We start from the raw sequence: 24,326 nt of genomic DNA, 5'->3' as shown, positions 1-24,326 counted from the left end.
TCCGCTACAGCGAGTGTTCGATTCGATTGCTGCTCGGCCGCTAGCCTAGTGCCGGTCGCATACCGGCGTGCGGCTTGGGTCGACCAATTAAATCCGCCTGTAGCCAGGTATTCACCCAAGTCCCCGACATCCACAGAACCGGACATGATCCGGGCACAAGTCCACGGTTCACAGGCCCGCCAGAGTGTGGTCCCGATACGGGTTGCCCAGCCACGTCCGCCGGATGCGCTGCAACGCGCCGTCGTCCTCGAGCCGGGCCTGCGCGTGGCCGATCCGCGTGAGCAGGTCCCGCTCCGCCGGCGCGACCGCGACGGCGATCCGCTCGACGCTCAGACCGCGCTGCACCACATCGACCCCGGGCACCGACTTGACCAGCTCGGCGAGGACCGGGGCCAGCTTGATCACCGCATCGCAGCCGCCGGTGCTCAGATCGCGCAGCGCCGTGTGGACGGCGCCGTAGTCGTAGACGCGGACCCGGGCGGCCTTCCCCTCCCCGGCCAGCCGCTCGGCGATCGGCTGGCCGGCGTCGCCCCGCTGCACACCGATCGTCAGACCGGCGAGATCGTCGACCGAGCGCACCGACGGGTGCCGGGTGCCGGCGACGGCAAGCGCCTGTCCGGAGACGAGGTACGGGGGCACGAACGCGGCGCGTTCCTCCCGCCGCGGCGTGACGGTGACGCAGGAGGCGACGCAGTCGTAGGCACCCGCGGTGAGGGCGTCGAAGATCCCGTCGAAGTCAGCACCGTCGTAAGCCACGAACTCGACGGCCATTCCCAGCGCCCGCGCAATCGCGGTCATCAGGTCGACGTCGAGCCCGCCGCCGGGCATCGCGTTGAACGGCGGATCGGAAAGTGCCGCACCGACCCTCAGCCTCTGCATCACCCGACCGTAGAAATCCTCGGGGGCCGGCGCAATATCGGGCCGGGCCACGGTCGGCCAGCGCGGCCTCGTTCGGCTTGGTGGCAAGGATCCTCTCGTAGCACCCCTGCGGCGAATTGTCGAAGAACACAGGCAGATTCATCATCGCGGTGCGCCATTGGCCCGACGGGCCGAATGCGAGGCCGAGGCCGCGGGGCGCCGCGACGGTGTCGGCCGCCATCGGCACTCCGCCCGACAGCGAGAACCGGCCGACCACCGGTGTGCGCAAGCCGCGCCCGAAGACCTCGGCCACCGACACTGCGCGCGCGAAGCTTCCGCGGAGTCAGCCCGCCCGCCCGCCCCTCGGTATGCGCCCCCGTGGCTTCAACGCCCGGCGTGACCCCGTCGTCATCCTATGAGGCACTTCACAGCAATCGACCAACCGGACGGTTGCGGCAGGCCCGGGCCGGATCCCCTCGCGGTACCGACCCGCGTGAGGATGGACGACGAATGCAAACAGCGCCACGTGAATCAATTCACAGCGGCGGGCGACCACGCTCGTGCCGGGTCGACGGCCATCGCCGATCCCGTCCCGAATGCGTTGTCCACCCACGGGATTAGCGAATACGACGCGCACCGCGCAGACGCCACCAGCGGCATCGCCGAACTGTGGCGTGCGCAACTCCGGGCCATCAGATTCCCCAATCGCCACGTCGACGCCGACCGAGCCGACCATAATGAGCGCTACCAATTGAGGAGGGAAATTCTCAGTGACCACGACTACCGTTGATCAGGTCGGCGAATCCCCGTCAGAACCAGCGTCCGGTGCGAAACTCCGCGGTCGCGTCGCCTTCGTAACAGGCGGTACTCGCGGCATCGGTGCGTCCATCAGCAAGAGCCTTGTCGGCCAGGGCGCAACCGTGGCCGCCGGTTACGGCAGGAACACCGCGCAAGCCGAGAAGTTCCTCGCCGAGTTGTCCGCCGAGAACGAGGACGCCGAGGTAAGCATCCACCAGGGCGATATCGGCAGCGCCGAAGACTGCCGACGAACCGTCGAAGAGGTGATCGAGCGCCACGGCCGCCTCGACATTCTGGTCAACAACGCGGGCATCACCGCCGACAAGACCGTCGCCAAGATGACCGACGACGATTGGAACAGGGTCATCGCCGTCAACCTTTCCGGCGCCTTCTATCTGGCCCAGGCCACCCTGGCGCACATGCTCGAGCGCGGAACCGGCCGGATCGTGATGATTTCGTCGGTCATCGGTGAAATGGGTGCCATCGGTCAGGCCAACTACGCGGCATCCAAATCCGGGCTGTTCGGCTTGACGAAGACGCTTGCCCGCGAGGCATGCTTCCAGCTGGCCCGCTCGGGCAAGCTCACCGAGGACAGCATCGGCATCACGATCAACACCATCACCCCCGGGTTCGTCGCCACCGAGATGCTCGATTCGATCCCCGAAAAGGTCCTCGACCGGATCAAGGGCACCATTCCGATGGGACGCCTGGCCCGCCCCGAGGAGATCGCACGCGTCGTGCATTTCCTCGCCGCGGACGCGTCGGGCTATATCACCGGCCAGATCTGGGGAGTCAACGGCGGTTTGGACATGTGATGTATGGGCGTTCACGCGCCGCGCTCCAGTCGTCTGCTGAAATGTCCGAGTAACCGCAAACAACCGCAACGCCCGATATCGACAAGGTGGTAGTAAGTGCCTGCGTTTGAACTCAACAAGCACGGCAAGCTCGTTTTTCCCGCGAACTGCTTTCCCGATCTGGATTTCTCCACCTTCGACAGCCTCGAGCAGCTCGACAAGGTGATTCAGCGTGACTTCGACTCGAAGTCACCGACGGGCACCGACATCCTCGACAGGATCAAGACCGGCTCGTACAAATCCAAGTTCGAGCTGATGCGCGATCTAGCGCTGAACCTGTTCTGGGCCAACCGGTACAAGATGACGATGTACGACGTTCAGCCGACCCGCTGGGCCGATGTGCCGCGCCGCCGCGACGACGTGTTCGTACCGATCCAGACGCCGTGGCAGGATCGCGAGACCAAGGTGTCGGCGGTGTTCTCCGCCTTCCCCAACCTGCCTGCGCAGTGGAACGACGAGGTCGAGGACAGCATCTTCGAGATCCTCTTCGACGTGTTCGGCCACCGCCGCAACCACGCCACCAAGCTCTCGGCGATCATTCCGACGGTCAGCGAGCTGGTCGCCGACCCGAACAATCAGACCCTGCGGCTCAACAAGTACGACCCGGACTTCCGCCGGTACAGCTACAGCGAGATCATCGACTGCGACGAGGACGTCCCCGAGCTGGAGGCGCTGCACCGCTGGTCGATGGTGCTGCACAACCAGTATCCGTGGTCGCGCAGCGACGCCGCGCTGACGCCGGTGAGCGAGCTGCGCGACGACGACTACATCGTGCTGTTCCATCCGCGTGACTCGGAGGTCGGGCAGTTCCTGACCCGGGTGAAGTCGGGTCAGGCGCCGATGAAGCCGAAGGCGGCCGGTCCGGTGAAGTTACAGCCCGTGCAACCCGTGGAGCCGTACGACCCCATCGACGTGCGCAACGACCTGAAGGTACTGCCGAAGATCATGTCGATCGCGGCCGTCCACGGCGAACAGGTGTGCAGCAACGACGACCTGATCCGCAACAGCGCCTACAACTGGTCACCGATGTCGGCCGACGAGATCAGCGCCAAGACCGGAATCGAGAAGCGCCGGTACACCTGGAACACTCTCGAGGAGATCTCGCTGCGGGCCGCCCGCGCCGCGCTGGCGCACGCCAACGTCGGGCCCGAGCAGGTCGGGGCGGTGATCGTCTGCACATGCACCAGTTCGCGGCTGATCCCGTCGATCGCGGCATGGCTGTCGGGTCAGCTGGGTATCCAGCAGACGCACTGCTCGTTCGACCTGGTCGCCGCGTGCGCCGGCCTCAGCTACGGTATGGCGGAGGCCGCCCGGGTGCTCCAGACCGTCCGCAGGCCGGTGCTGCTGGTGTGCTCGGAGAAGTTCTCCGACAAGATCGGCAACGTCCGTCCCTCCCGGATGATCTTCGGCGACGGCGCGTCGGCGATTGTCCTCGGGCCCGCGGCCGAGGGCGAGACACCCGACATCGAGTTCATGCAAACCTACGCCAGCGGCCCGGTCAGCCAGGTGAACTCGATCCTGTGGCCCAACCCCGCATTCGCCAACAACATCACCGTCTACGGCCCCGAGGTGAAATCACTGGCCGGCCGCTACCTGCAGCAGATGCTGGAGGACATCAGGGCGTTGCCGGATCCGGACGGCGCGGCCGAGTCGCTGCTGGCCAGCATCGAGCTGATCATCCCCCACCAGGCCAACAAGACCATGGTGATCGAGCTGGCCGCCGCGGCGGGCATCACCGCCGACCAGCTGTACTTCAACATCGAACAGGTCGGCAACGCGTCGTCGGCGAGCATTCCGCTGGCCATCCATGACGCCGTTCGCGACGGCGTGATCAGCAAGCCGACCCGCGTCTTCGCGCCTGGGTTCGGCGCGGGGGCGGTCGCCGGTTACTCGATTCTGCGCATTGATCCCGACGTCGTCGCCCGCGAAGAAGAGGTGGCCTCGACGAGCGAAGCGCCGATGATTCCCGACTCGGCTCCGACTCCGTCGGGCAACGACGTGACGCTGGCCTTCGGCTAGATACCCAAAAAGTCCGGCACCTGCGACGGGATTCAAACCCCGTTGCGGGTGCCGGACTCGTTAGGCGGCGGGTTCAGCTCGCCGCGAATTCGTCCTCGCCGTCGAGAAACCGCTGGACCAGGGCGGCGACGATCGGCGCGGCACCCGGCTTCTGCAGGTCGTGACCGGCGCCGACCGTGGCCAGCCTGGCGTTGGGGATGCGCGCCGCGAGCAGCCTGCTGTTAGCGGGCGGGATGGCCTTGTCGCCGTCGCCGCAGATGAGCAGCGTGGGTGCGGCGATGCTGCCGAGATACGGGATGCTGGTCCAGGTCGAGATCGCACCCAGCTGATAGAGCAGACCCATCGGATCGGGCGCGGCCCAGCGCGTCCCGTCATTGGGCCGCAGCAGGCTCCGGGTGACATCGCGACCTCGGCCTGGCACCGCCCCGATACCGCACGAAGTGGCAAGCAGCACAAGCCGTTTCACCCGCTTGGGATGGCCGATCGCGATCTGCTGGGCGAGCGCGCCGCCGAAGGAGAACCCGACGATGTCGGCGGCGTCGACGCCGAACGCGTCGAGCACACCGACCGCAATGTTCGACAGCATCGACATCGTGTACGGCACGACCGGCGCGTGGCTCTGCCCCACCCCCGGCACATCGAAGGTGATGATCGTCCTGCCGTGCAGGGCGTCACCGAACGACGCCCAGCTCTGCATCGGCCGCGACAAGCCGTTGAGCAGCAGGCAGGGCTCACCCGACCCGGTCATCCGTGCGGCAACCCGGACCCCGCCGACCGACACCACCCGGTTGGTGACGACCGCGTCACCGGAAGCCAAGGCGTAGTCGGCGGCGAGGGCCACCTGGGTCACGTGGTCGCCCGGACGTATGTCCCTGGCGCCGGCTCGATGGGGGGATACTCGTCGCTGCCGGCCTGCGCCGGCGCGGGAACCTTCTCGCCGCCGCGTTCGCTGACCCAGGTGATCCAGTCCTCCCACCAGGTGGCATCGACCAACTGCGCGTTCGCCTTCCATTCCTGCGGGTCGGCGGGCAGGCTGTCGTTCACCCAGTGCTTGGCCTTCGGGTTGGGCGGGTTGACGATACCGGCGATGTGGCCCGAGGTGCTCAGCACGAACCGGTTCTTGCCGCCCAGCAGCTGCGAGGTCTTGTAGCCCGAGGTCCACGGCACGATGTGGTCGTCGACCGCGGTAAGCACATACGCGTCGACGTCGACGAGGCCGGGATCCAGGCGGATGCCCTCGACCTCGAACTCACCGCGCGCGAACTCGTTGCGCAGATAGCAGGACCGCAGGTACTCGGAATGCATCCGGGCCGGCATCCGGGTCGAATCCTCGTTCCAGGCAAGCAGATCGAACGACGGCGGCTTCTTGCCGAGCAGCCAGTTGTTCGCCACGTACTGGAAGATCAGGTCGTTGGGTCGCAGCGCGCTGAAGGTCCGGGCCATATTCGACGAGTCGAGGAAGCCCTTCTTCTTCATCTGCTTCTCCAGGCCGTCGACCGTCGCCTCGTCGGTGAAGATGCCGAGCAGGCCGGGCTGGGTGAAGTCGGTGTGGGTGTTGAGGAACGTCGCGGAGTTGATCGACTCGTCGCCCTTCGCGGCGTTGTAGGCCAGGCCCAGTGCGGTCAGGGTGCCGCCCAGGCAGACCGACAGGGTGTTGATCGCCGGCGCTCCGGTGATCTCCTTGACGACGCGCACCGCATCCAGCGGACCCTTGAACAGGTAGTCGCGGAAGCCCAGATCGCTCATGGACTTGTCGGGGTTGCGGTAGCTGATCGCAAAGCAGGTGTGTCCGTGCTGGACGGCCCACTCGATCAGGCTCTTACCGGGGGCCAGATCCATGATGTAGTACTTGTTGATCCAGGGCGGGCAGAACAGCAGCGGAACGGAGTACGTTTCCGGCGTCTGCGGGGTGTACTGGATCAGTTCGATGAGCTCGCTGCGGTACACGACGGTGCCAGGGGTGGACGCCATGTTGACGCCGACCTCGAAGCCGGTCTTGTCGACCTGGGACGGCCAGCCACCGTTGTGGCGCACGTCCTCCAGCATGTTCTTGAGGCCCCTGGCCACGCTCTTGCCGCCGGTGTCGAACGCCGCGCGGATCGCGGCGGGGTTACCCGGCAGGGTGTTCGTCGGGGAGAGCATGTCCACGATGAAATTGGCCATGAAGCGGGCCTTGGCCGCGCGTGACCCGCTCACATCGGCGGCATCGAGGAGCTCGTTGACCAACTGGCTGAACAGCAGGTACTCCTGCGCCAGCAGGAAGTAGGCGGGGTTGTCCTGGAAGGCCGGATCGGAGAACCGGCGGTCACTGCGCGGCACCGCGATGGGGCCGGCCGTGTCACGGCCGAAAGTCCGATCGGCTGCGGCCCGCAGAGCTCCGACCGATCCCCAGACCAGCCGGGCATTCGCCGCGAGTACCGCCGCCGGGTTCTTCAGCGTCAACGCGCCGGTAGCCAGGAGTTCGCGCATCAGGGCTGCCGGGTCCGCTACGTAGGTGAAGTCCTCGGCGATCCCGACCAGGTCGTTTACCGGGCGCGAGATGGACTTTTCGAGTGCGTCTGACGGCGACATTGCCCTCCTTGGGGTGTCCGTTGTAGTAAGCGGGCCGGCGGAAATGGTACCGCTAATGTTGGTGAGAGTATGTCCTGCCCGGGGCCCGGTCACATCCCCAGCGGTCCGGACGGCCCGCTGGACGCGACATAGCTGCGGTAAACGGCGAGAAGTGCCAGCTTCTGGGGCTCCGTGAGCCGGTCATCGGTGCGGATCGCGGTCTCGGTTGCCTCTTCGTCTCGCGGCTGCGCCTCGGGCATCAGGCCGGCCTGGGCGAACAACGCCTCCGCAGACAGGTTCAGCGCTTCTGCGATCGACTTCAGGACCCGTGCCGACGGTTCGGACAGGCCCCGTTCGATCTGACTGAGATATGGATTGGAGATCTGGGTGAGCGCGGCGAGCTCGCGCAGCGACAGATTCGCCATCTGCCGCTGCGCGCGGATAAACGACCCCAGCAGGTTGCGGTCCCGCTTCGGCCGTCCCGCAGCCGCTCCGTTGACGTTAAGGCCACTCATGTGGCGACGAGTGCGCTCAGGCGGACTTGGCCGGGCTGAACGTCCCCGCCAGCGTGACAGCGAATTCCTTCTGCGCCTCCAGCAGTTCGACCGCGAGGTCGAATCCGTAGGCGGTCAGCGCCGGGATGTCGGGCAGCGCACCCGCGGCGGGGTTGTCCGTCAGGCGCGAGGGCACGGCGGGCAGCGCCTCGGCGAACGCGCGGACGACATCGAGGTACAGGCCCTGGCCCTGCTTGATGGCGGCGACGAACTGCTCGCCGACCTTCTGCGTCGCGTCGAGGACATCGATCTTGGTGTCGGACATGATTCTCCTGGATCTGTTGAGGGACTAGAGAGGGTCTCGAGAGGGTCTCGGACGAGCCGGTCGTGGCGACAGTAGCGCCCCCACCGTCGCGCTAAATATAACAGGCGAGTGCTAGATGCATCAATCAGATTTGTGTCTCATCTCTCAACCTACCGATTCAGCACGTGTCTGCCACTGTCAGACATAGACTTGGCCGCGTGCCGGACGCCGACAAGTTGACAGTCAAGTTTCCCAAACGAATTGCGGTAGTAAACCGCGGCGAGGCCGCGGTTCGCCTGATTCGAGCCGTGCGTGAGTTGAATGCCGAATATGACTGCGGCATAAAGACAATCGCTTTGCATACGGACGCAGAGCGGCGCGCGATGTTCGTCCGTCAGGCCGATGAAGCGGTAACGCTGCAGAAGACCACCGATGGCATCGTCTACCTCGATCACGCCGCGCTGGAGCGCGCGCTTCGCGAATCCGAAGCCGACGCCGTGTGGGTGGGGTGGGGTTTCGTCGCCGAGGACATCGCCTTCGCCGAATTGTGCGCGCGGATGAACCTGACGTTCATCGGGCCGTCGGCCGCTGCGATGAAGACGCTGGGCGACAAGGTGGAGGCCAAGCTGCTGGCCGAGAAGGTGGGTGTACCGCTGGCGCCGTGGAGCGGCGGCCCGGTCACCACCCGTGAGGATGCCATCCGCCATGCCGAGGCGATCGGCTATCCGCTGATCATCAAGGCCCGCAGCGGCGGCGGCGGGCGCGGTATCCGCAAGGTGTACGCCCCCGAGGAGCTCGAGGTCGCCCTGGATCGCACGCAGGGTGAGGCCGAGCGGTCCTTCGGCGACCCGGTGGTGTTCATCGAACGTCTGGTGGGCGAAGCCCGCCACGTCGAGGTGCAGATCATGGCCGACGCCTACGGCAATGTGTGGGCACCCGGGGTGCGCGACTGCTCGATCCAGCGGCGCAACCAGAAGGTCATCGAGGAGTCGAGTTCACCGCTGTTGACCAAGGAGCAGGCCGATCATCTGCGGTCGGTGTCGGCGGAGTTGGTGCGGGCGGCGGGTTACCGCGGCGCAGGCACCGTCGAATACCTCTATCAGCCCGCCTCGAAGACGTTCACGTTCCTCGAGGTCAACACCCGTCTTCAGGTGGAGCATCCGATCACCGAGGTGACGACCGGCCTCGACATGGTGAAGCTGCAGATCCTGGTCGCGGGCGGCTACGAACTGCCCGGCGACTGTCCGCCGGAGTGGGGTCATGCGGTGGAGGCGCGGCTCAACGCCGAGGACGCCGACAACGGGTTCGCCCCCGCACCCGGCAGCGTGCAGCTGTTGAAGTTCCCGCTGGGCTCGGGTCTGCGCGTGGACACCGGTATCGCGCAGGGAGACGTCATTCCGCCCGACTACGACTCGATGGTCGCCAAGGTCATCGCGTGGGGTCGTGATCGTGACGAGGCGCTGGCGCGGCTGCGTACCGGGTTGCGTGAGACCACGGTCGTCATCGACGGCGGCACCACCAACAAGTCGTTCCTGCTGGACCTGCTCGACCGCGAGGAGGTCATCACGGCCTCGGCCGACACCGGGTGGCTCGACCGCACCGGCATCGGCACGGCCACCGGCCCGACCCCCAAAGCCGACATCGCGCTGATCGCGGCGGCGGTGGAGGCCTACGAGGCCGAGGAGAGCCTGGAACGGGCCAGCTTCCTGGCCTCGGCACGCGGTGGACGCCCCCGCGCCTCGCACGCCATCGGGCGCAAGGTCGAGCTGAACTACCAGGGCCACGCCTACGGCATCACCGTCGGCCAGATCGGTCCGCACAGCTACCGCATCGCCGGTGACAGCGGCGAGCTGGTCATCGACGTCGAACGGCTCAGCGACTTCGAGCGCAGGCTCACGTTGGGCGACACGCGTTTCCACGTCGTGGCCGTCGGCGGTGCGACCGGATTCCTCGTCGAGGTGGACGGCATCAGCCACCGCATCAGCCAGGACGAAGCCGGCCTGGTGCGGGCACTGGCCCCGGCCGTGGTGGTCGCCGTGCCCGTCTCCGTCGGCGACGAGGTCGAGGCGGGCACGACCCTGGTCGTGGTCGAGAGCATGAAGATGGAGACCGCCCTGCGCGCACCGACCGCCGGGCGGGTGCGCGAGATCATGGCGACGGTCAACAGCCAGGTCGACGCGGGCGCGGCGCTGCTGCGCTTCGACCAGATCGGCGACGAGTCGGCCATCGAGAAATTGCCGCGGGTGCAGTTCCGCAGTCAGCCGGTCAGCGCTGACGCCAGCCCCTTGACCGAGGCGCGGGCCCGGCTCGACGAGCTGCGCGGGCTGATCATCGGCTATGACGTGGGCCCCGATCGTGCGCGCAGCCTGGTCAAGGAGTACGAGGCGCTGCGCGCCAGCCAGCCCCGCGACAATGCCGAGCTCGTCAGCGCCGAGATCGGACTGCTCGACACGTTCGCCGACATCTGCGAGCTGTCGCGTAACCGTCCGACCCTTGACGAGGAGGACACCGACGAGCGGGTGCACAGCCCGCGCGAGCATTTCCACTCGTTCCTGCATTCGTTGGACGCCGAGCTGGAGGGGCTGCCGGAGAGCTTCCGCACCAAGATCGCCCGCGCCCTTCGCAATTACGACGTGACGGACCTGGAGCCCAGTGAGGAGCTGCAGGAGGCGGTATACCGGCTGTTCCTGGCGCTGCAGCGGATGGAGAACCAGGTCCCGGTCATCACCGCGCTGCTCGGCCGCTGGCGCACCGCCGACGACCTCGCCGCGGCACCCACCTCCGCCGTCGGTGAGGTCCTCGAGCGGCTGATCGGCGCCACCCAGGTGCGCTACCCGGTGATCGGCGATATCGCGCGTAACCTGCGGTTCCGGTTGTTCGACGAGCCGCAGATCGCCAAGGTGCGCGAGCAGGTCTACGAGGGTGTCCGCGAAGGGGTCGCCTACCTGGAGCAGAACCCCGGCGCCGCGGACTACGCCGAGCGCATCCAGTCCCTGGTGGCCACCCCCGAGCTGCTGATCGATCTTCTGGCGCAACGGATTACGAATCCCGGTCCGCTGCTGGAGATCGTCACTCGACAGTATTACGAGATCCGCGCGCTGGAGGATGTCGAGGTCTTCGACCGGGCGGGAAGCCAGTTCGTCACCGGCAGTTACGAATTGGCCGGCGACCAGCTGCACCTGGTGTCGACGGTGACCGACCGGGAACGGCTGGCCGCGACCCTGCTCGCCGTCGACGAGGTCGCCGGCGACAAGAGCGACCTGGTCGTCGACGTCTATGTGTCCTGGCCCGACGCCCCGTCCGACAGCGAGAAGCTCTCGGAGGCGCTGTGCGAGGTGCTCGACGGCCATCCCAACGCCGCCAACTGGCGCCGGGTGACGCTGACGGTGGTGGGCCGCGACGTCCACCAGTTGACGTTCCGCCCGGGCACCGACGGACTGGCCGAGGATCTGACCATCCGCGACATGCATCCGCTGACCGGCCAGCGCCTGGACCTGTGGCGGCTGAAGAACTTCGACGGCACCCGCATGCCCGCCGCCGAGGGCACCTATCTGTTCCACGTGACCGCATCGGAGAACCCGTCCGACGAACGCCTGATCGCACTCGCCGAAGTGCGTGACGCCACACCGCAACTCAACGAGGCGGGCGAGATCGTCGGTATCCCGGCCCTGGAGCGCACGCTGGCTGCATGTATCGACGGCATTCGCCGGGTGCAGACCGGGCGTGGCAAGAAGCGGATCGACAACAACCGGGTGATGCTCTACGTCTGGCCGGTGCTGGAGATCCCGACCGAACGCGCTCCGGCGATCGTGCGCCGGATCGCGCCGCTGACCACCGGCGCCGGGCTGGAAGAGGTCACCATCCTGGCCAGCCTCAAGGGCAGCCCGGACGAGAAGCCGCGGCGGGTCGCGGTGCGGTTCACCAACACCCCGGGCGCCGGGGTGGCGGCGTCGGTCACCGAGCCCCCGACGGAGGCGCTGCGCACACTGGACGGCTATGCGCAGAAGGTGCAGCGCTCGCAGGCCCGCGGCCTGGTCTACCCGTACGAGCTGATCCCGCTGCTCACCGGCGGCGACGGCAGCTTCACCGAGTACGACTTCTCCGCATCGGGCGAGTTCGGTCCGGTCGACCGGCCGTACGGCCGCAACACCGCCGGGCTCATCGTCGGCGTGGTGAACCGGCCCACCGAGCTGTACCCGGAGGGGATGACGCGGGTGGCAATGTTCGGCGATCCGACCAAGGCGCTGGGCACCGTCGCCGAGGCCGAATGCGCACGGGTGTGCGCCGCGCTGGATCTCGCCGAAGAGCTGTCCGTGCCCGTCGAGTGGTTCGCCCTGTCCTCGGGGGCCACCATCTCGATGGAAAGCGGCACCGAGAACATGGACTGGGTGTCCAAGGCACTGCGCCGCATCATCACCTTCACCCAGGACGGCGGGGAGATCAACGTCGTCGTGGCCGGTATCAACGTCGGTGCGCAGCCCTACTGGAACGCCGAAGCCACGATGCTGATGCACACCAAGGGCATCCTCGTCATGACGCCCGACAGCGCCATGGTGCTCACCGGCAAGCAGTCCCTGGACTACTCCGGCGGTGTGTCGGCCGAGGACAACTTCGGCATCGGCGGCTACGACCGCGTGATGGGCCCCAACGGCCAGGCCCAGTACTGGGCGCCGAACCTGCAGGCCGCGATCGACATCCTGTTCACCCATTACGACCACGCGTATGTCGCTGCAGGAGAACGTTTCCCCCGCCGCGCCGAGACCACCGACCCTGTCGACCGCGATGTGCGCGACTATCCCCACCAGCACCCGTCGAGCGAATTCACCCGTGTCGGTGACATCTTCGCCGATGCCACCAATAAGGACCGCAAGAAGCCGTTCGATATCCGCACGGTCATCCGCGCGGTCGTCGACCAGGATCATCCCACCCTCGAACGGTGGGCCGACATGGCCGACGCCGATACCTCCGTGGTGGTCGACGCGCACATCAGCGGAATCCCGGTGTGCGTCATCGGCATCGAGTCGCGGATGATTTCCCGCAAGGGATGGGTGCCCGCCGACGGACCCGACCAGTGGACCTCGGGCACGCTGTTCCCGCAGTCCTCGAAGAAGACCGCACGGGCGATCAACGCGGCCAGCGGCAACCGGCCGCTGGTGGTGCTGGCCAACCTGTCCGGATTCGACGGCTCACCGGAGTCGCTGCGCAACGTGCAGCTCGAGAACGGCGCCGAAATCGGCAGGGCCATCGTGAACTTCGACGGGCCGATCGTGTTCTGCGTGGTCTCGCGCTACCACGGCGGGGCGTTCGTGGTGTTCTCCAACGCACTCAACGAGAACATGGAAGTGCTCGCCATCGAGGGTTCGTTCTCCTCGGTCATCGGCGGCGCGCCCGCCGCGGCGGTGGTGTTCACCCGCGAGGTGAACTCCCGCACCGCGGCCGACCCGGCCGTGCGTGACCTCGAAGCGCAGCTGGCGGCCAGCACCGACGACGCGGCCACCGCGAGCCTGCGGGTCAAGCTGGCCGACACCCGCATCGCCGTGCGTTCGGACAAACTGGGCGAGGTGGCCGCGGAGTTCGAAGCCGTGCACAACGTCGAACGTGCCCAGGCCGTCGGCTCCGTGCACCAGATCATCCCCGCCGCCGAACTGCGACCGCGCATCGCCGCAGCCCTCGAACGCGGCATGGCCCGCCTGGAAGGCGCCGTAGTCGGCAACAGCTGACCACGGCGCCCCGCTCCGGGTCGGCGGTGATCGATCACCGATCGCCGCCGACCAGGCGGGCGCCGGGACGTCAGGTATCAGGCGTCGTCGTCGAGTAGGTCCGGCGTGACTGCCGACTCCGTGTCGGGAACGCCGTCGTGCTTCGCCTTGCGATCGGCCATCGACAACAGACGCCGGATGCGGCCCGCCACAGCGTCTTTCGTCATGGGCGGGTCGGCGAGACGACCCAGTTCCTCGAGCGAGGCCTGGCGGTGCTCGACCCGCAGCTTGCCTGCCGAGGCCAGGTGATCCGGCACGGTGTCGCCCAGGATCTCCAGCGCCCGCTCCACCCGGGCCGCGGCGGCCACCGCCGCACGCGCCGAGCGCCGCAGGTTCGCGTCGTCGAAGTTGGCCAGCCGGTTGGCGGTGGCGCGCACCTCGCGGCGCATCCGCCGCTCCTCCCAGGTCAGCCGGGTGTCCTGGGCGCCCATCCGGGTCAGCAGGGCGCCGATCGCCTCCCCGTCGCGTACCACGACGCGGTCACTGCCGCGCACTTCGCGCGCCTTGGCGCTGACCCCGAGCCGCCGCGCCGCCCCGACGAGGGCCAGCGCCGCCTCCGGTCCTGGACAGCTGACCTCAAGCGCCGACGACCGTCCCGGTTCGGTGAGTGAGCCGTGAGCCAGAAACGCTCCTCGCCACGCCGCTTCGGCGTCGGCGACGCTCCCGCCGACCACCTGCGCGGGCAGTCCCCGTACCGGGCGGCCCCGCAGGTCCAGCAGGCCGGTCTGTCGGGCCAGCGCTTCCCCATCTTTGGCGACGCGCACGACATAGCGGGTGTTCTTGCGGATGCCGCTGGCCGACAGGACGTGAACAACGGCGTTGTACCCGTAGAGGTCGTAGATGTCCTTGCGCAGCCGCCGCGCGATGATGCCCAGATCGACCTCGGCCTCGACCACCACCCGCCCGCTCACGATGTGCAGACCGCCTGCGAACCGCAGCAAGGAGGCCACCTCCGCGCGCCGGGCGCTCACCGAATTGACGACCAGCCGGCTCAACTCGTCTTTGACCTCGGCTGTCATCGCCACTGATCGTCACCTCTCGGTCTGTGCGGTGCCGGTCGCTGACCGGTGACATCGGCCGACCGGCCGGCGGGGGTCGCAGCGGGTCGTCGCGCGGATGCGCCGCCACTGAGGCGGACCGCCTCGAGTGCCGCGGCCAGCTTCGCCGGGTCATGTAAAGGTGTACCAGGTCTGGACACGTCAGCAAACTCGACGTGGGCGCCGAGCATGCTCGCGGTACGGCTGAGTTGTTCCCGCTCCGGGTCGCTCGGCACTCTGGCCGCGTCGACGATGATGACGTCCACGGTGAAGCCGGGCGCGTGTTGCGCCAGCACATGAATGTGGCGTTCGGCGGAGAAACCCGCCGTCTCCCCTGGTTCGGCGGCGAGGTTGAGCAACAGCGCGCGGCGCGCCGGCGTCGCCTCCAGCGCCTGCGCCAGCTGCGGCACCAGGACATGCGGTATGACACTGGTGAACCACGAACCAGGGCCAAGCACCACCAGGTCGGCGCTCATGATCGCGTCGACGGCCTGGCGGGTCGCAGGCGGGTCACCGGGAAGGAGCCGGACCCGGCGCACCTTCCCGACGGTGGTGGCGATCGCCACCTGCCCACGGATCACGCGGCTCATCCGCGGATCGGTCTCGAGGCCAGCCACGTCTGCCTCGATCTGCAACGCGATCGGACACATTGGCAACACCCGGCCGTTGAGCCCGAGGATGCGGCCTAGTTCGTCGAGCGCCGAGACGGGGTCGGCCAGCACCTCGTTCAGACCGGCCAGGATCAGGTTGCCGATCGGATGTCCGGCCAGCGCACCGCTGCCGCCGAACCGGTGTTGAATGATGGTCGCCCACAGCCGGCCGTGCGGGCTGTCCGATGCCAACGCCGCCAACGCCATCCGGAGGTCGCCGGGCGGCACCACATCCAGTTCGCTGCGCAACCGGCCGGATGAGCCGCCGTCGTCGGCGACGGTGACCACGGCCGTGACGTGCGGCGTGAGCCGGCGGGCCGCCGACAGTGTGGCGTAAAGGCCGTGCCCGCCGCCCAGAGCGACGATTCGGGAGCTCATCTGTCCTCCTCGCGTGCGGGGAAGCTCATTCGCGACCCAGGTCCCGGTGCAGCACTCGCACCGTGAGGTCGTCACCGCCTTGCAGACGCGCGGCCAGCGCCTCGGCCATCGCCACGCTGCGGTGTTTGCCACCGGTGCAGCCGATCGCAACCGTCATATAGCGCTTCCCCTCCCGCCGGTAGCCGTCGATCACGACGTTCAACAGACGATGGTAGGTGTCGAGAAACTCCGGAGCGCCGGGCTGACCCAACACGTAGTCGCGGACGGCCGGACTTTGCCCGGTGTGCGGCCGAAGTTCGTCTACCCAGTGCGGATTCGGCAGAAACCGCACGTCCATCACCGTATCGGCGTCCATCGGCAACCCGTACTTGTAGCCGAACGATTCGACGGTGACGCTCGTGTGCGCCACAGTGCGCCCCGAGAACGCGCGCTCGATGCTCTCCCGAAGCGACGGCACCGACAATTTTGAAGTATCGATCACCAGGTCGGCCGCCGCGCGCAGCGGCGCGAGCATGGCGCGCTCGGCGGCGATGCCCTCGGCGAGGGTCTGATTGCCCTGAAGTGGGTGACTGCGACGATTCTGTTCGTAACGGCGCACCAGGATGTCGTCGGACGCCTCCATGAACAGCACCCTGGGCCAGATGTTGCGGGCGCCGAGATCGCTGCGCACCCAATCGAGGTCACCGGTGAATCCCCGGGAGCGCACGTCCATCACGACCGCGAGCTGGGTGATGCGCGATCCCGCGGCGAGTCCGAGGTCGACCATCTGCGCGATGAGTTCGGGGGGCAGGTTGTCGGCGACGTACCAGCCGAGATCCTCGAGGACCTTCGCCGCCGTGCCCCGGCCGGCACCCGACAGGCCCGTCACCAGTACCACGTCGATGCCGGCATCCGCGCCGGGCGAGCCGGGCAGGTTCATGCCGCCGCCGTCCGGGTCATGCTGACCGTCCCAGTCGCCCCGCATCTCCCCGCTCACGCTCGACCCCGTCATACCGATGCCTTGCGTTGATCATCATCGACGATTGCGGCCGACGCCGTCGAATCGGCGGGCCCAGCCTCGTCGACCGCCAGCGCCGCGAGCACCGCTCTGGCGGTCGCCACCCCGATGCCTGGCACCGCGGTGATCTCCTCGACGGTGGCCTTTCTCAGCCGCGCCAACGACCCGAAGTGCGTCACGAGCGCCTTGCGCCGATGCTCCCCCAACCCGCGCACCGAATCGAGGGCCGATGCGGTCATCCGCTTGGACCGCTTGCTGCGGTGATAGCTGACCGCAAACCGATGCGCTTCATCGCGAACCCGCTGCAACAGGTAGAGGCCCTCACTGTTGCGCGGCAGGATGATCGGATCCGGCCCCAGGCCCATTCCCGCGGCCACCCACACTTCCTCGAGCCTCTTGGCCAGCCCGATCACCGCGACGTCGGTGACTCCCAGCTCGTCGAGGACCGACTGCGCCGCGTTGACCTGGGGGGCGCCGCCGTCGACGACGAACAGATTGGGCGGGTAGGCGAACCTGCGGGGCTTGAGCGCCGCCCCCGTCCCATCCGGGTTGTGGCCCTGCCAATGTTGCACGTCGTGCAGGTGCCGGTGGAACCGTCGCCGCGTCACTTCGGCGATCGAACCAACGTCGTCGGAGCGGCCACCGCCCGCGGCCTCCCGGATCGCGTAGTGCCGATAATCCGATTTGCGCGGCAGCCCGTCCTCGAAGACCACCAGCGAGGCCACCACATCGGTGCCCTGTACGTGGCTGACGTCGACGCACTCGATGCGCAACGGTGCGTCGGCGAGCCCCAGTGCATCCTGAATGCTTTGCAGCGCAGCGGATCTGGCGTTGAAGTCGCCTGCCCGCTTGAGTTTGTGCTGGGTCAGCGCCTCCTGGGCGTTGCGGTGGACCGTCTCGGCGAGCGCCCGCTTGTCACCACGCAGCGGTACCCGCAACACGACCCGCGACCCGCGCAGCGCCGACAACCAGGCGGCCAGCTCGTCGGCGTTCGGGGGCAGCACCGGGACGAGGATCTGGCGCGGGACCGGGTTCAATGCCTCGTCGGCGGCCCCGCCCAGCTCAGCCTGATCCCCGTAGAACTGGGTGAGGAACTGTTCGACCAGATGCTCCTGGCCCGATTCGCCCGGCTCACCCGACTTCTCGACGATCCAGCCGCGCTGGCCGCGCACCCGGCCACCGCGGACGTGGAACACCTGCACGGCCGCCTCCAACTCGTCGTCGGCGAACGCCACCACGTCCGCGTCGGTGCCGTCGCCGAACACCACCGTCTGCCTCTCCAGCGCCCGCTTGAGCGCCGAGATGTTGTCGCGCAGGCGGGCGGCCCGCTCGAAATCGAGCCGCTCGGCGGCCTCGACCATCTGGTGCTCCATGTCGCGGGCCAGCCGGTCGGTCTTGCCCGCCAGGAAATCGCAGAAGTCCAGCACGATCTTGCGGTGTTCCTCGGCGCTGACCCGCCCGACACAGGGTGCCGAGCATTTGTCGATGTAGCCGAGCAGACACGGACGATCGATCTGGTTGTGCCGCTTCAACACACCCGCAGAGCACGTGCGGACGGGAAAGACGCGGGTGAGCAGGTCGAGCGTTTCGCGGATCGCCCAGGCGTGCGAGTACGGACCGAAGTAGCGCACCCCCTTGCGGCGCTGCCCGCGGTAGACCATCAGGCGGGGGAACTCCTCGTTGAGCGTCACCGCCAGCACCGGATACGACTTGTCGTCGCGGTAGCGGATGTTGAACCGCGGGTCGAACTCCTTGATCCAGTTGTATTCCAGCTGCAGCGCCTCGACCTCGGTACTGACCACCGTCCACTCGACGCTGCCCGCGGCCATCACCATCTGCCTTGTCCTGGGCGCGAGACCGGCGATGTCGGCGAAGTACGACGTCAGACGGCTGCGCAGGCTTTTGGCCTTGCCGACGTAGATCACCCGGCCGTGCGGATCCCGGAAGCGGTAGACACCGGGCTCGATGGGTATCGATCCGGGCGCCGGGCGGTACGTCGCTGGATCGGGCACGCCACCCAGGTTAGTGGGCGGGGACGACGAGGACTCAGGCCCGGGATGTCATCCCCGTCCGGCTGGACCGATGCTCTACCGTCGAACAATGCGGATTCCGTCCTCCGCCCGGCCGATGACCGCCCTGCTGGCCGGGTTGACGCTGGTGCTGGCCGCCTGCGCGAGTCCCGACGAATCGCCTTCGACACCGACGGCGCGGCCCTGCGAGATCGTGTCCATCGGCACGACGACGCCCAAGACACCAGCCTCTCCCGTGCAGGCCTCCCCCGCTCCCGCGTCTCCCACGCCCGCCTCTCCCACCCAGCCCACGCCTGCTTCTCCCACCCAACCCCCCCTGCCTGCCCCCACCCAACCCACGCCTGCTTCTCCCACCCAACCCACCCCTGTTTCTCCCACCCAACCCACCCCTGCTTCTCCCACCCAACCCACCCCTGCATCTCCCAACCTCGCCACCAGCCCCGAACTCGCAACCGGCTACCGCAAGGGGACATGACCGCCGTGGCGACCGCGACCTTCGCGGTCGCCACCGCCAATCCGCTGGCCACGCAGGCGGCGTGCCGGGTGCTGCGCGACGGCGGGACCGCAGCCGACGCGCTGGTCACCGCGCAGGCCGTACTCGGGCTCGTGGAGCCGCAGTCGTCGGGCCTCGGCGGTGGCGGGTTCCTGCTGTACTACAACGCCGCGGCCGACTCCGTGCAGGCATACGACGGGCGCGAGGTGGCACCGGCCGCGGCCACGGAGAACTATCTGCGCTGGATCGACGACACCGACCGAACCGAACCGAAACCCGATGCGCGGGCGTCCGGACGTTCGATCGGCGTGCCCGGTATCGTGCGAATGCTCGACGACGTCCACACCGAGCACGGCAAATCGGCCTGGCGCGATCTGTGGCAGCCCGCGGTCGACATGGCGGACGACGGCTTCGACGTCAGCCCCCGCCTGGCGACCGCGATCGCGGGTGCCGCCGCCGATCTTGCGGTGGACCCCGAGGCCGCCGCGTATTTCCTCAGGCCGGACGGCAGCCCCAAGCCGGCGGGCACCCGGATGACCAACCCCGCGTACGCCAAGACGCTGGGCGCCATCGCCACCGGCGGCGCGCAGTCCTTCTACACCGGTGAGATCGCCAACAGCATCATCGCCGCGGCCACCGACTCGACCGCAGGCCGCACCCCGAGCCTGATGACGACCGACGATCTGGCCCGCTACACGGCCAGGAAACGCGAAGCGCTGTGCACGTCGTACCGCGAACGCGAGATCTGCGGCATGCCGCCCCCCTCCTCGGGTGGCATCGCGGTGGCCGCCAGCCTGGGCATCCTCGAACACTTCCCGATGAGCGATCACAAACCCACCGACATCGACCTCAACGGAGGCCGCCCCGCGGTGATGGGCGTCCACCTGATTTCCGAGGCCGAACGGCTGGCATATGCCGACCGGGACAAGTACGTGGCCGACTCCGATTTCGTGCCACTGCCCGGCGGCAGCCCCGACACGCTGCTCAACGGTCCGTATCTGGCCGGCCGCGCCGCGCTGATCTCACCGGAACGCTCGATGGGCACCGCGAAACCCGGCGAGTTCGGCGCGCCGTCCTCACCTGCGCCCCCCACGCCCGAGCACGGGACCAGTCAGATCAGCATCGTCGACGCGGACGGCAACGCCGCCTCGCTGACCACCACGGTCGAGTCGGCCTTCGGCTCGTTCCACATGGTCGACGGCTTCATCCTCAACAATCAGCTCACCGATTTCTCCGCGGAGCCCGCCGGTCCCGACGGCGTGCCGGTGGCCAACCGGGTGCAGCCCGGCAAACGCCCGCGCAGCACGATGGCACCCACACTGGTTTTCGACCGGCCGGCATCGGGTCCGCCCGGCTCGCGCGGCGAGCTGTATGCGGTGCTCGGCTCGCCCGGCGGTTCGGTGATCATCCAGTTCGTGGTGAAAACCCTTGTCGGCATGGTTGATTGGGGGTTGGACCCGCAGCAGGCGGTGTCCATGGTTGATTTCGGCGCGGCGAACACCCCGAAGACGAACGTGGGCGGGGAACACCCGGTGATCGACACGGCGGACAACGGTGACCACGACCCCCTGGTGCAGGGGCTGCGGGCGCTCGGGCACCAGGTCGACCTCGCCGATCAGTCCAGCGGCCTGTCCGCGATCGTCCGCGATCCCGGCTCGGGCTGGGTGGGCGGAGCGGACCCGCGACGGGAAGGACTCGTGATGGGCGACCCGCGCCGGCCGGGCGCGTGACTCGGTGGACGGTGAGACGGGAGCACGGATCGCCCGGCTCGCCGAATCCGATTGGCGGACCTTCGCGGTGGTGCGGCTGCGTGCGTTGACCGACTCGCTCGGCGTCGACGACCCCCAATACCGCCAGGAGGCGGCGTTCACCGTCGCCCAGTGGCGCCGCCGGTTGCGCGAACACGCCCAGTTCGTCGCGCTGATCGGCGATCGGCCGGTCGGCCTGATCGGCGCCCAGCAGGAGAGCACCCGTCGGGTGTATCTGTATTCGCTGTGGCTCGACCCCGGCGCCCGCGGCCATGGCCTGGCCCGTGCGCTCGTCGAGGCAGCCGTGGACTGGGCGCGGCTCAGGAAAGCCGAAACCGTCACGCTGCGGGTTGCCGCGGACAACGCGGCGGCGCGCAACGTCTACGAGAGTCTCGGCTTTGCCGTCACGCTGGCCGAAAGAGGCATGCCGCCGGACGAACTGGCGATGTCACTCAGCGTGTGACGGTGCGGTACCGGGCCATCAGGCCGCGTACGCGGTCCATCGCGTCGACCGCGCGGCCCTTGTCGATGGCCTGGATCGCCAGCACCGGAACGTACTCGTCATCGGGCAGATCGACGCGTGCCCACCTCGCGCCCCGGTGAAACGACACATCCACGACGTCGGACCACGGGATCAGCCGGTAGGCGAACAGATTGCGCACCGCAATGCCCGCCGGACCCACCCGCAGCCGGGGCCGGGTCAGCAATAACGCGAACCCGGCGATGACAACACCGAGCAACGCGATCGCCACCTGATCGGCGGTCTGGAAGATCACGCCGCTGGAGCCGACCTTGAGCAGCAGACCCACCGCGACATGAATGGCCACGATGATCACCGCAGCACCGTAGGCGAAGATCGGGGTCATGCGGGGACGCAGCTCGATATCCCACCCGCATGCGTCGGTCATGAGCGCGCGCGCAGCTCGCGCAGGGTCAGGGCGGTGGACAGGGCGGCCGCTGCGGCCTGCGCACCCTTGTCCTCGGTCGAACCCGGCAGCCCGGCGCGGGCAAGCGCCTGTTGTTCGGTGTTGGTGGTGAGCACCCCGTTGGCCACCGGCGTCGACGCGTCGAGCGACACCCGCGTCAAGCCGGCGGTGACCGCGTCGCACACGTAGTCGAAGTGGGGGGTCTCGCCGCGGATCACCACGCCGAGCGCCACGACGGCATCGTGGTGGAGTGCCAATTCCTGCGCCACAACCGGGATTTCGATGGCACCGAGCACCCGTGCGATCGTCGGGTCGTCGATGCCCGCCTCGGCGGCCGCCTTGCGGGCGCCGTCGAGAAGTGCGTCGCAGATCCGTTCGTGCCACGTGCTGGCCACGATGGCCAGCCGCAGCCCAGATGCGTCCAGCGCGGGCATATCCGGAACCCCGGCGCCTCCACTCACAGGGCACCGCCGAACTCGCCGGGCAGAACCGCGTCGTCGTAGTCGTCGAGTCCGGACAGATCGTGACCCATCCGGTCGCGCTTGGTCATCAGATAGCGGATGTTCTCCGCGTTGGCCCGCACCGGCAGCGGAACCCGCTCGATGATGTGCAGGCCGTAGCCGTCCAGCCCGACCCGCTTGGCCGGATTGTTGGTGAGCAGCCGCATGGACCGCACCCCGAGGTCACCCAGGATCTGCGCGCCGATGCCGTAGTCGCGCGCATCGGCGGGCAGGCCCAGCTTGAGATTCGCGTCGACGGTGTCGTCGCCGGCGTCCTGCAGCTGATAGGCCTGCAGTTTGTGCATCAGGCCGATCCCGCGGCCCTCGTGTCCACGCATGTACAGCACCACACCGCGGCCCTCCCGGGCCACCATCGCCATCGCGGCGTCCAGCTGCGGGCCGCAGTCGCAGCGGCGCGAGCCGAAGACGTCGCCGGTGAGACATTCGGAGTGCACCCGGACGAGCACGTCGTGGCCGTCGCCGTGCGGTCCTGCGATGTCGCCGCGGACCAGCGCCACGTGTTCGACGTCTTCGTACATGCTGGTGTACCCGACGGCGCGGAACTCCCCGTGGCGGGTGGGGATACGCGCCTCGGCGATCCGCTCGATGTGCTTCTCGTGCTTCCGGCGCCACTCGATGAGGTCGGCGATGGAGATGAGGGCGAGTCCATGGTCGTCGGCGAACACCCGCAGCTCGTCCGTCTGGGCCATCGCGCCTTCGTCCTTCTGGCTGACGATCTCGCAGATCGCCCCGGCAGGCCGCAGACCCGCCAGCCTGGCCAGATCGACCGCGGCTTCGGTGTGGCCCGGCCTGCGCAGCACACCGCCATCCTTGGCCCGCAGCGGAACGACGTGGCCGGGTTTGGTGAAGTCTTCGGCCACCGCCGCCGGGTCGGCGAGCGCGCGCATGGTGGTCGCCCGGTCCGAGGCCGATATACCCGTCCCGACACCCTTTCTCGCGTCGACCGTCACGGTGTAGGCGGTACCGTGCTTGTCCTGGTTCATCGCGTACATCGGCAGCAGGCCGAGCCGGTCGCACACCGCGCCGTCCAGCGGTACACAGAGATAGCCGGAGGTGTAGCGGACCATGAACGCGACCAGTTCGGGGGTGGCCTTCTCGGCGGCGAAGATGAGATCGCCCTCGTTCTCCCGGTCCTCGTCGTCGATGACGACCACGGCCTTGCCCGCGGCGATGTCGGCCACCGCCCGTTCGACGGAGTCGAGCCTCGTCACCGTGCCACCCAAACAACCACCGTGCCACCTTTGCCGGTCTCGCCCGGGAACCCTCGTCCCTGCCTGTTCAGTATGAACCACGGCGGGTGGGCGATTATTGCCCCTTCGCCGCCATCAACCGCTCGACGTACTTCGCGATGACGTCCACCTCGAGATTGACATGCGCATCCACCTCGGCGCCGCCCAGCGTGGTCAACTGCAACGTGGTGGGGATGAGTGAGACCTCGAACCAGTCGGGACCGATGGCCGAGACGGTCAGCGATACGCCGTCGACGGTGATCGAGCCCTTCTCCACCACGTAGCGGGCCAGCGCCGTCGGCAGCGCGATCCGCACCACCTCCCAGTGCTCGGACGGTGTGCGCGAGATGACATGCCCGACGCCGTCCACGTGGCCCTGCACGATGTGCCCGCCCAGCCGGCTGTTGAGCGCGGCGGCGCGCTCCAGGTTGACGCGGCTGCCCACATCGATGCCCCGCAGGCTGGAACGCTGCAGCGTCTCACCCATCACGTCGGCGCTGAACGCCCCGTCGGGCAGCACGTCCACGACGGTCAGGCACACCCCGTTGACGGCGATCGAGTCGCCGTGCCCGGCATCGGAGGTGACGACGGGCCCGCGGATCACCAGGCGGGCCGCGTCCGGCAGATCCTCCTTGCCGACGACCTCACCCAGTTCTTCCACGATTCCGGTAAACACACCGA

19 protein-coding genes and 2 pseudogenes are annotated in these 24,326 nt (G+C 68.1%); 6 read left to right on the top strand and 15 right to left on the bottom strand.

Annotated features, from left to right (window positions below):
- Positions 1-168 precede the first annotated feature (168 nt).
- Positions 169-879, bottom strand: coding sequence for an ABC transporter substrate-binding protein (locus tag ADBZ6K_RS01175; protein ID WP_526343991.1), 711 nt, complete (start codon positions 877-879; stop codon positions 169-171).
- A 79-nt stretch (positions 880-958) separates the two neighbouring features.
- A pseudogene (locus ADBZ6K_RS01170) lies at positions 959-1,171 on the bottom strand (catalase); the annotation flags it as partial.
- Between the two features lie 213 nt (positions 1,172-1,384).
- Here ADBZ6K_RS01170 and ADBZ6K_RS01165 point away from each other — a divergent pair.
- The 3 genes from ADBZ6K_RS01165 (at position 1,385) to ADBZ6K_RS01155 (ending at position 4,529) form a co-directional block, all read left to right on the top strand.
- The gene (locus ADBZ6K_RS01165) at positions 1,385-1,648 is read left to right on the top strand and encodes a hypothetical protein (protein WP_526343990.1); all 264 of its coding nucleotides are present in this window, start codon (positions 1,385-1,387) and stop codon (positions 1,646-1,648) included.
- Positions 1,629-2,471: a 3-oxoacyl-ACP reductase FabG gene (fabG, locus tag ADBZ6K_RS01160; protein WP_526343989.1), complete on the top strand. Its 843-nt coding sequence runs from the start codon at positions 1,629-1,631 to the stop codon at positions 2,469-2,471. Before ADBZ6K_RS01165 ends, fabG begins: the two co-directional genes overlap by 20 nt.
- A gap of 96 nt (positions 2,472-2,567) precedes the next feature.
- Positions 2,568-4,529, top strand: a complete 1,962-nt coding sequence (locus tag ADBZ6K_RS01155) for a 3-oxoacyl-[acyl-carrier-protein] synthase III C-terminal domain-containing protein (RefSeq protein WP_526343988.1) — start codon at positions 2,568-2,570, stop codon at positions 4,527-4,529.
- 73 nt (positions 4,530-4,602) lie between these two features.
- Here ADBZ6K_RS01155 and ADBZ6K_RS01150 read toward each other — a convergent pair whose 3' ends face one another.
- The 4 genes from ADBZ6K_RS01150 to ADBZ6K_RS01135 all read right to left on the bottom strand — a co-directional run bounded on the left by ADBZ6K_RS01150 (position 4,603) and on the right by ADBZ6K_RS01135 (position 7,898).
- Positions 4,603-5,379, bottom strand: coding sequence for an alpha/beta fold hydrolase (locus ADBZ6K_RS01150; protein ID WP_526343987.1), 777 nt, complete (start codon positions 5,377-5,379; stop codon positions 4,603-4,605).
- On the bottom strand, positions 5,376-7,100 hold the full coding sequence (locus ADBZ6K_RS01145; RefSeq protein WP_526343986.1) for a PHA/PHB synthase family protein: 1,725 nt from the start codon (positions 7,098-7,100) through the stop codon (positions 5,376-5,378). The genes ADBZ6K_RS01150 and ADBZ6K_RS01145 overlap by 4 nt, the downstream gene beginning before the upstream one ends.
- An 89-nt stretch (positions 7,101-7,189) precedes the next feature.
- The gene (locus tag ADBZ6K_RS01140) at positions 7,190-7,594 is read right to left on the bottom strand and encodes a helix-turn-helix domain-containing protein (protein WP_526343985.1); all 405 of its coding nucleotides are present in this window, start codon (positions 7,592-7,594) and stop codon (positions 7,190-7,192) included.
- Positions 7,595-7,610: 16 nt separating this feature from the next.
- Entirely contained in the window at positions 7,611-7,898 is a 288-nt protein-coding gene (locus ADBZ6K_RS01135) for a hypothetical protein (protein WP_526343984.1), read from the bottom strand.
- A 215-nt stretch (positions 7,899-8,113) separates the two neighbouring features.
- On the opposite strand from ADBZ6K_RS01135, the gene ADBZ6K_RS01130 reads away from it, so the two are divergent.
- Positions 8,114-13,597: an ATP-binding protein gene (locus tag ADBZ6K_RS01130; RefSeq protein WP_526344334.1), complete on the top strand. Its 5,484-nt coding sequence runs from the start codon at positions 8,114-8,116 to the stop codon at positions 13,595-13,597.
- 77 nt (positions 13,598-13,674) lie between these two features.
- Here ADBZ6K_RS01130 and whiA read toward each other — a convergent pair whose 3' ends face one another.
- The 5 genes from whiA to ADBZ6K_RS01105 form a co-directional block, all read right to left on the bottom strand.
- On the bottom strand, positions 13,675-14,661 hold the full coding sequence (gene whiA, locus ADBZ6K_RS01125; RefSeq protein WP_526343983.1) for a DNA-binding protein WhiA: 987 nt from the start codon (positions 14,659-14,661) through the stop codon (positions 13,675-13,677).
- A complete protein-coding gene (yvcK, locus tag ADBZ6K_RS01120; protein ID WP_526343982.1) occupies positions 14,652-15,701 on the bottom strand; it encodes a uridine diphosphate-N-acetylglucosamine-binding protein YvcK in 1,050 nt (349 codons plus the stop codon). Before yvcK ends, whiA begins: the two co-directional genes overlap by 10 nt.
- 25 nt (positions 15,702-15,726) lie before the next feature.
- A complete protein-coding gene (rapZ, locus tag ADBZ6K_RS01115) occupies positions 15,727-16,620 on the bottom strand; it encodes an RNase adapter RapZ (RefSeq protein ID WP_526344333.1) in 894 nt (297 codons plus the stop codon).
- A 68-nt stretch (positions 16,621-16,688) separates the two neighbouring features.
- Positions 16,689-18,710, bottom strand: a complete 2,022-nt coding sequence (gene uvrC / locus ADBZ6K_RS01110) for an excinuclease ABC subunit UvrC (protein ID WP_526343981.1) — start codon at positions 18,708-18,710, stop codon at positions 16,689-16,691.
- Positions 18,711-18,785: 75 nt separating this feature from the next.
- Complete coding sequence (locus tag ADBZ6K_RS01105; RefSeq protein WP_526344369.1) at positions 18,786-19,019, bottom strand: hypothetical protein; 234 nt, start codon at positions 19,017-19,019, stop codon at positions 18,786-18,788.
- On the opposite strand from ADBZ6K_RS01105, the pseudogene ADBZ6K_RS01100 reads away from it, so the two are divergent.
- Together ADBZ6K_RS01100 and ADBZ6K_RS01095 are read left to right on the top strand one after the other, a co-directional pair.
- Positions 18,922-20,951: pseudogene (locus tag ADBZ6K_RS01100) on the top strand (gamma-glutamyltransferase family protein). The gene ADBZ6K_RS01105 and the pseudogene ADBZ6K_RS01100 sit on opposite strands and share 98 nt — an antisense overlap.
- Before the next feature lie 4 nt (positions 20,952-20,955).
- On the top strand, positions 20,956-21,432 hold the full coding sequence (locus tag ADBZ6K_RS01095) for a GNAT family N-acetyltransferase (protein WP_526343980.1): 477 nt from the start codon (positions 20,956-20,958) through the stop codon (positions 21,430-21,432).
- On the opposite strand, the gene ADBZ6K_RS01090 is transcribed toward ADBZ6K_RS01095, so the two are convergent.
- The 4 genes from ADBZ6K_RS01090 to ADBZ6K_RS01075 all read right to left on the bottom strand — a co-directional run bounded on the left by ADBZ6K_RS01090 (position 21,422) and on the right by ADBZ6K_RS01075 (position 24,321).
- Complete coding sequence (locus ADBZ6K_RS01090) at positions 21,422-21,877, bottom strand: PH domain-containing protein (protein ID WP_526343979.1); 456 nt, start codon at positions 21,875-21,877, stop codon at positions 21,422-21,424. The two genes, ADBZ6K_RS01095 and ADBZ6K_RS01090, sit on opposite strands and share 11 nt — an antisense overlap.
- Complete coding sequence (gene ribH / locus ADBZ6K_RS01085; protein WP_526343978.1) at positions 21,874-22,356, bottom strand: 6,7-dimethyl-8-ribityllumazine synthase; 483 nt, start codon at positions 22,354-22,356, stop codon at positions 21,874-21,876. Before ribH ends, ADBZ6K_RS01090 begins: the two co-directional genes overlap by 4 nt.
- Positions 22,353-23,627, bottom strand: coding sequence for a bifunctional 3,4-dihydroxy-2-butanone-4-phosphate synthase/GTP cyclohydrolase II (locus tag ADBZ6K_RS01080; RefSeq protein ID WP_526343977.1), 1,275 nt, complete (start codon positions 23,625-23,627; stop codon positions 22,353-22,355). Before ADBZ6K_RS01080 ends, ribH begins: the two co-directional genes overlap by 4 nt.
- A gap of 94 nt (positions 23,628-23,721) precedes the next feature.
- Positions 23,722-24,321, bottom strand: a complete 600-nt coding sequence (locus tag ADBZ6K_RS01075) for a riboflavin synthase (RefSeq protein WP_526343976.1) — start codon at positions 24,319-24,321, stop codon at positions 23,722-23,724.
- Between the last annotated feature and the right edge of the window lie 5 nt (positions 24,322-24,326).

The sequence above is a fragment of the Mycobacterium sp. genome (assembly GCF_044223235.1).
Classification (GTDB): Bacteria; Actinomycetota; Actinomycetes; order Mycobacteriales; family Mycobacteriaceae; genus Mycobacterium.
This window is presented reverse-complemented; position numbering and strand designations above follow the sequence as displayed.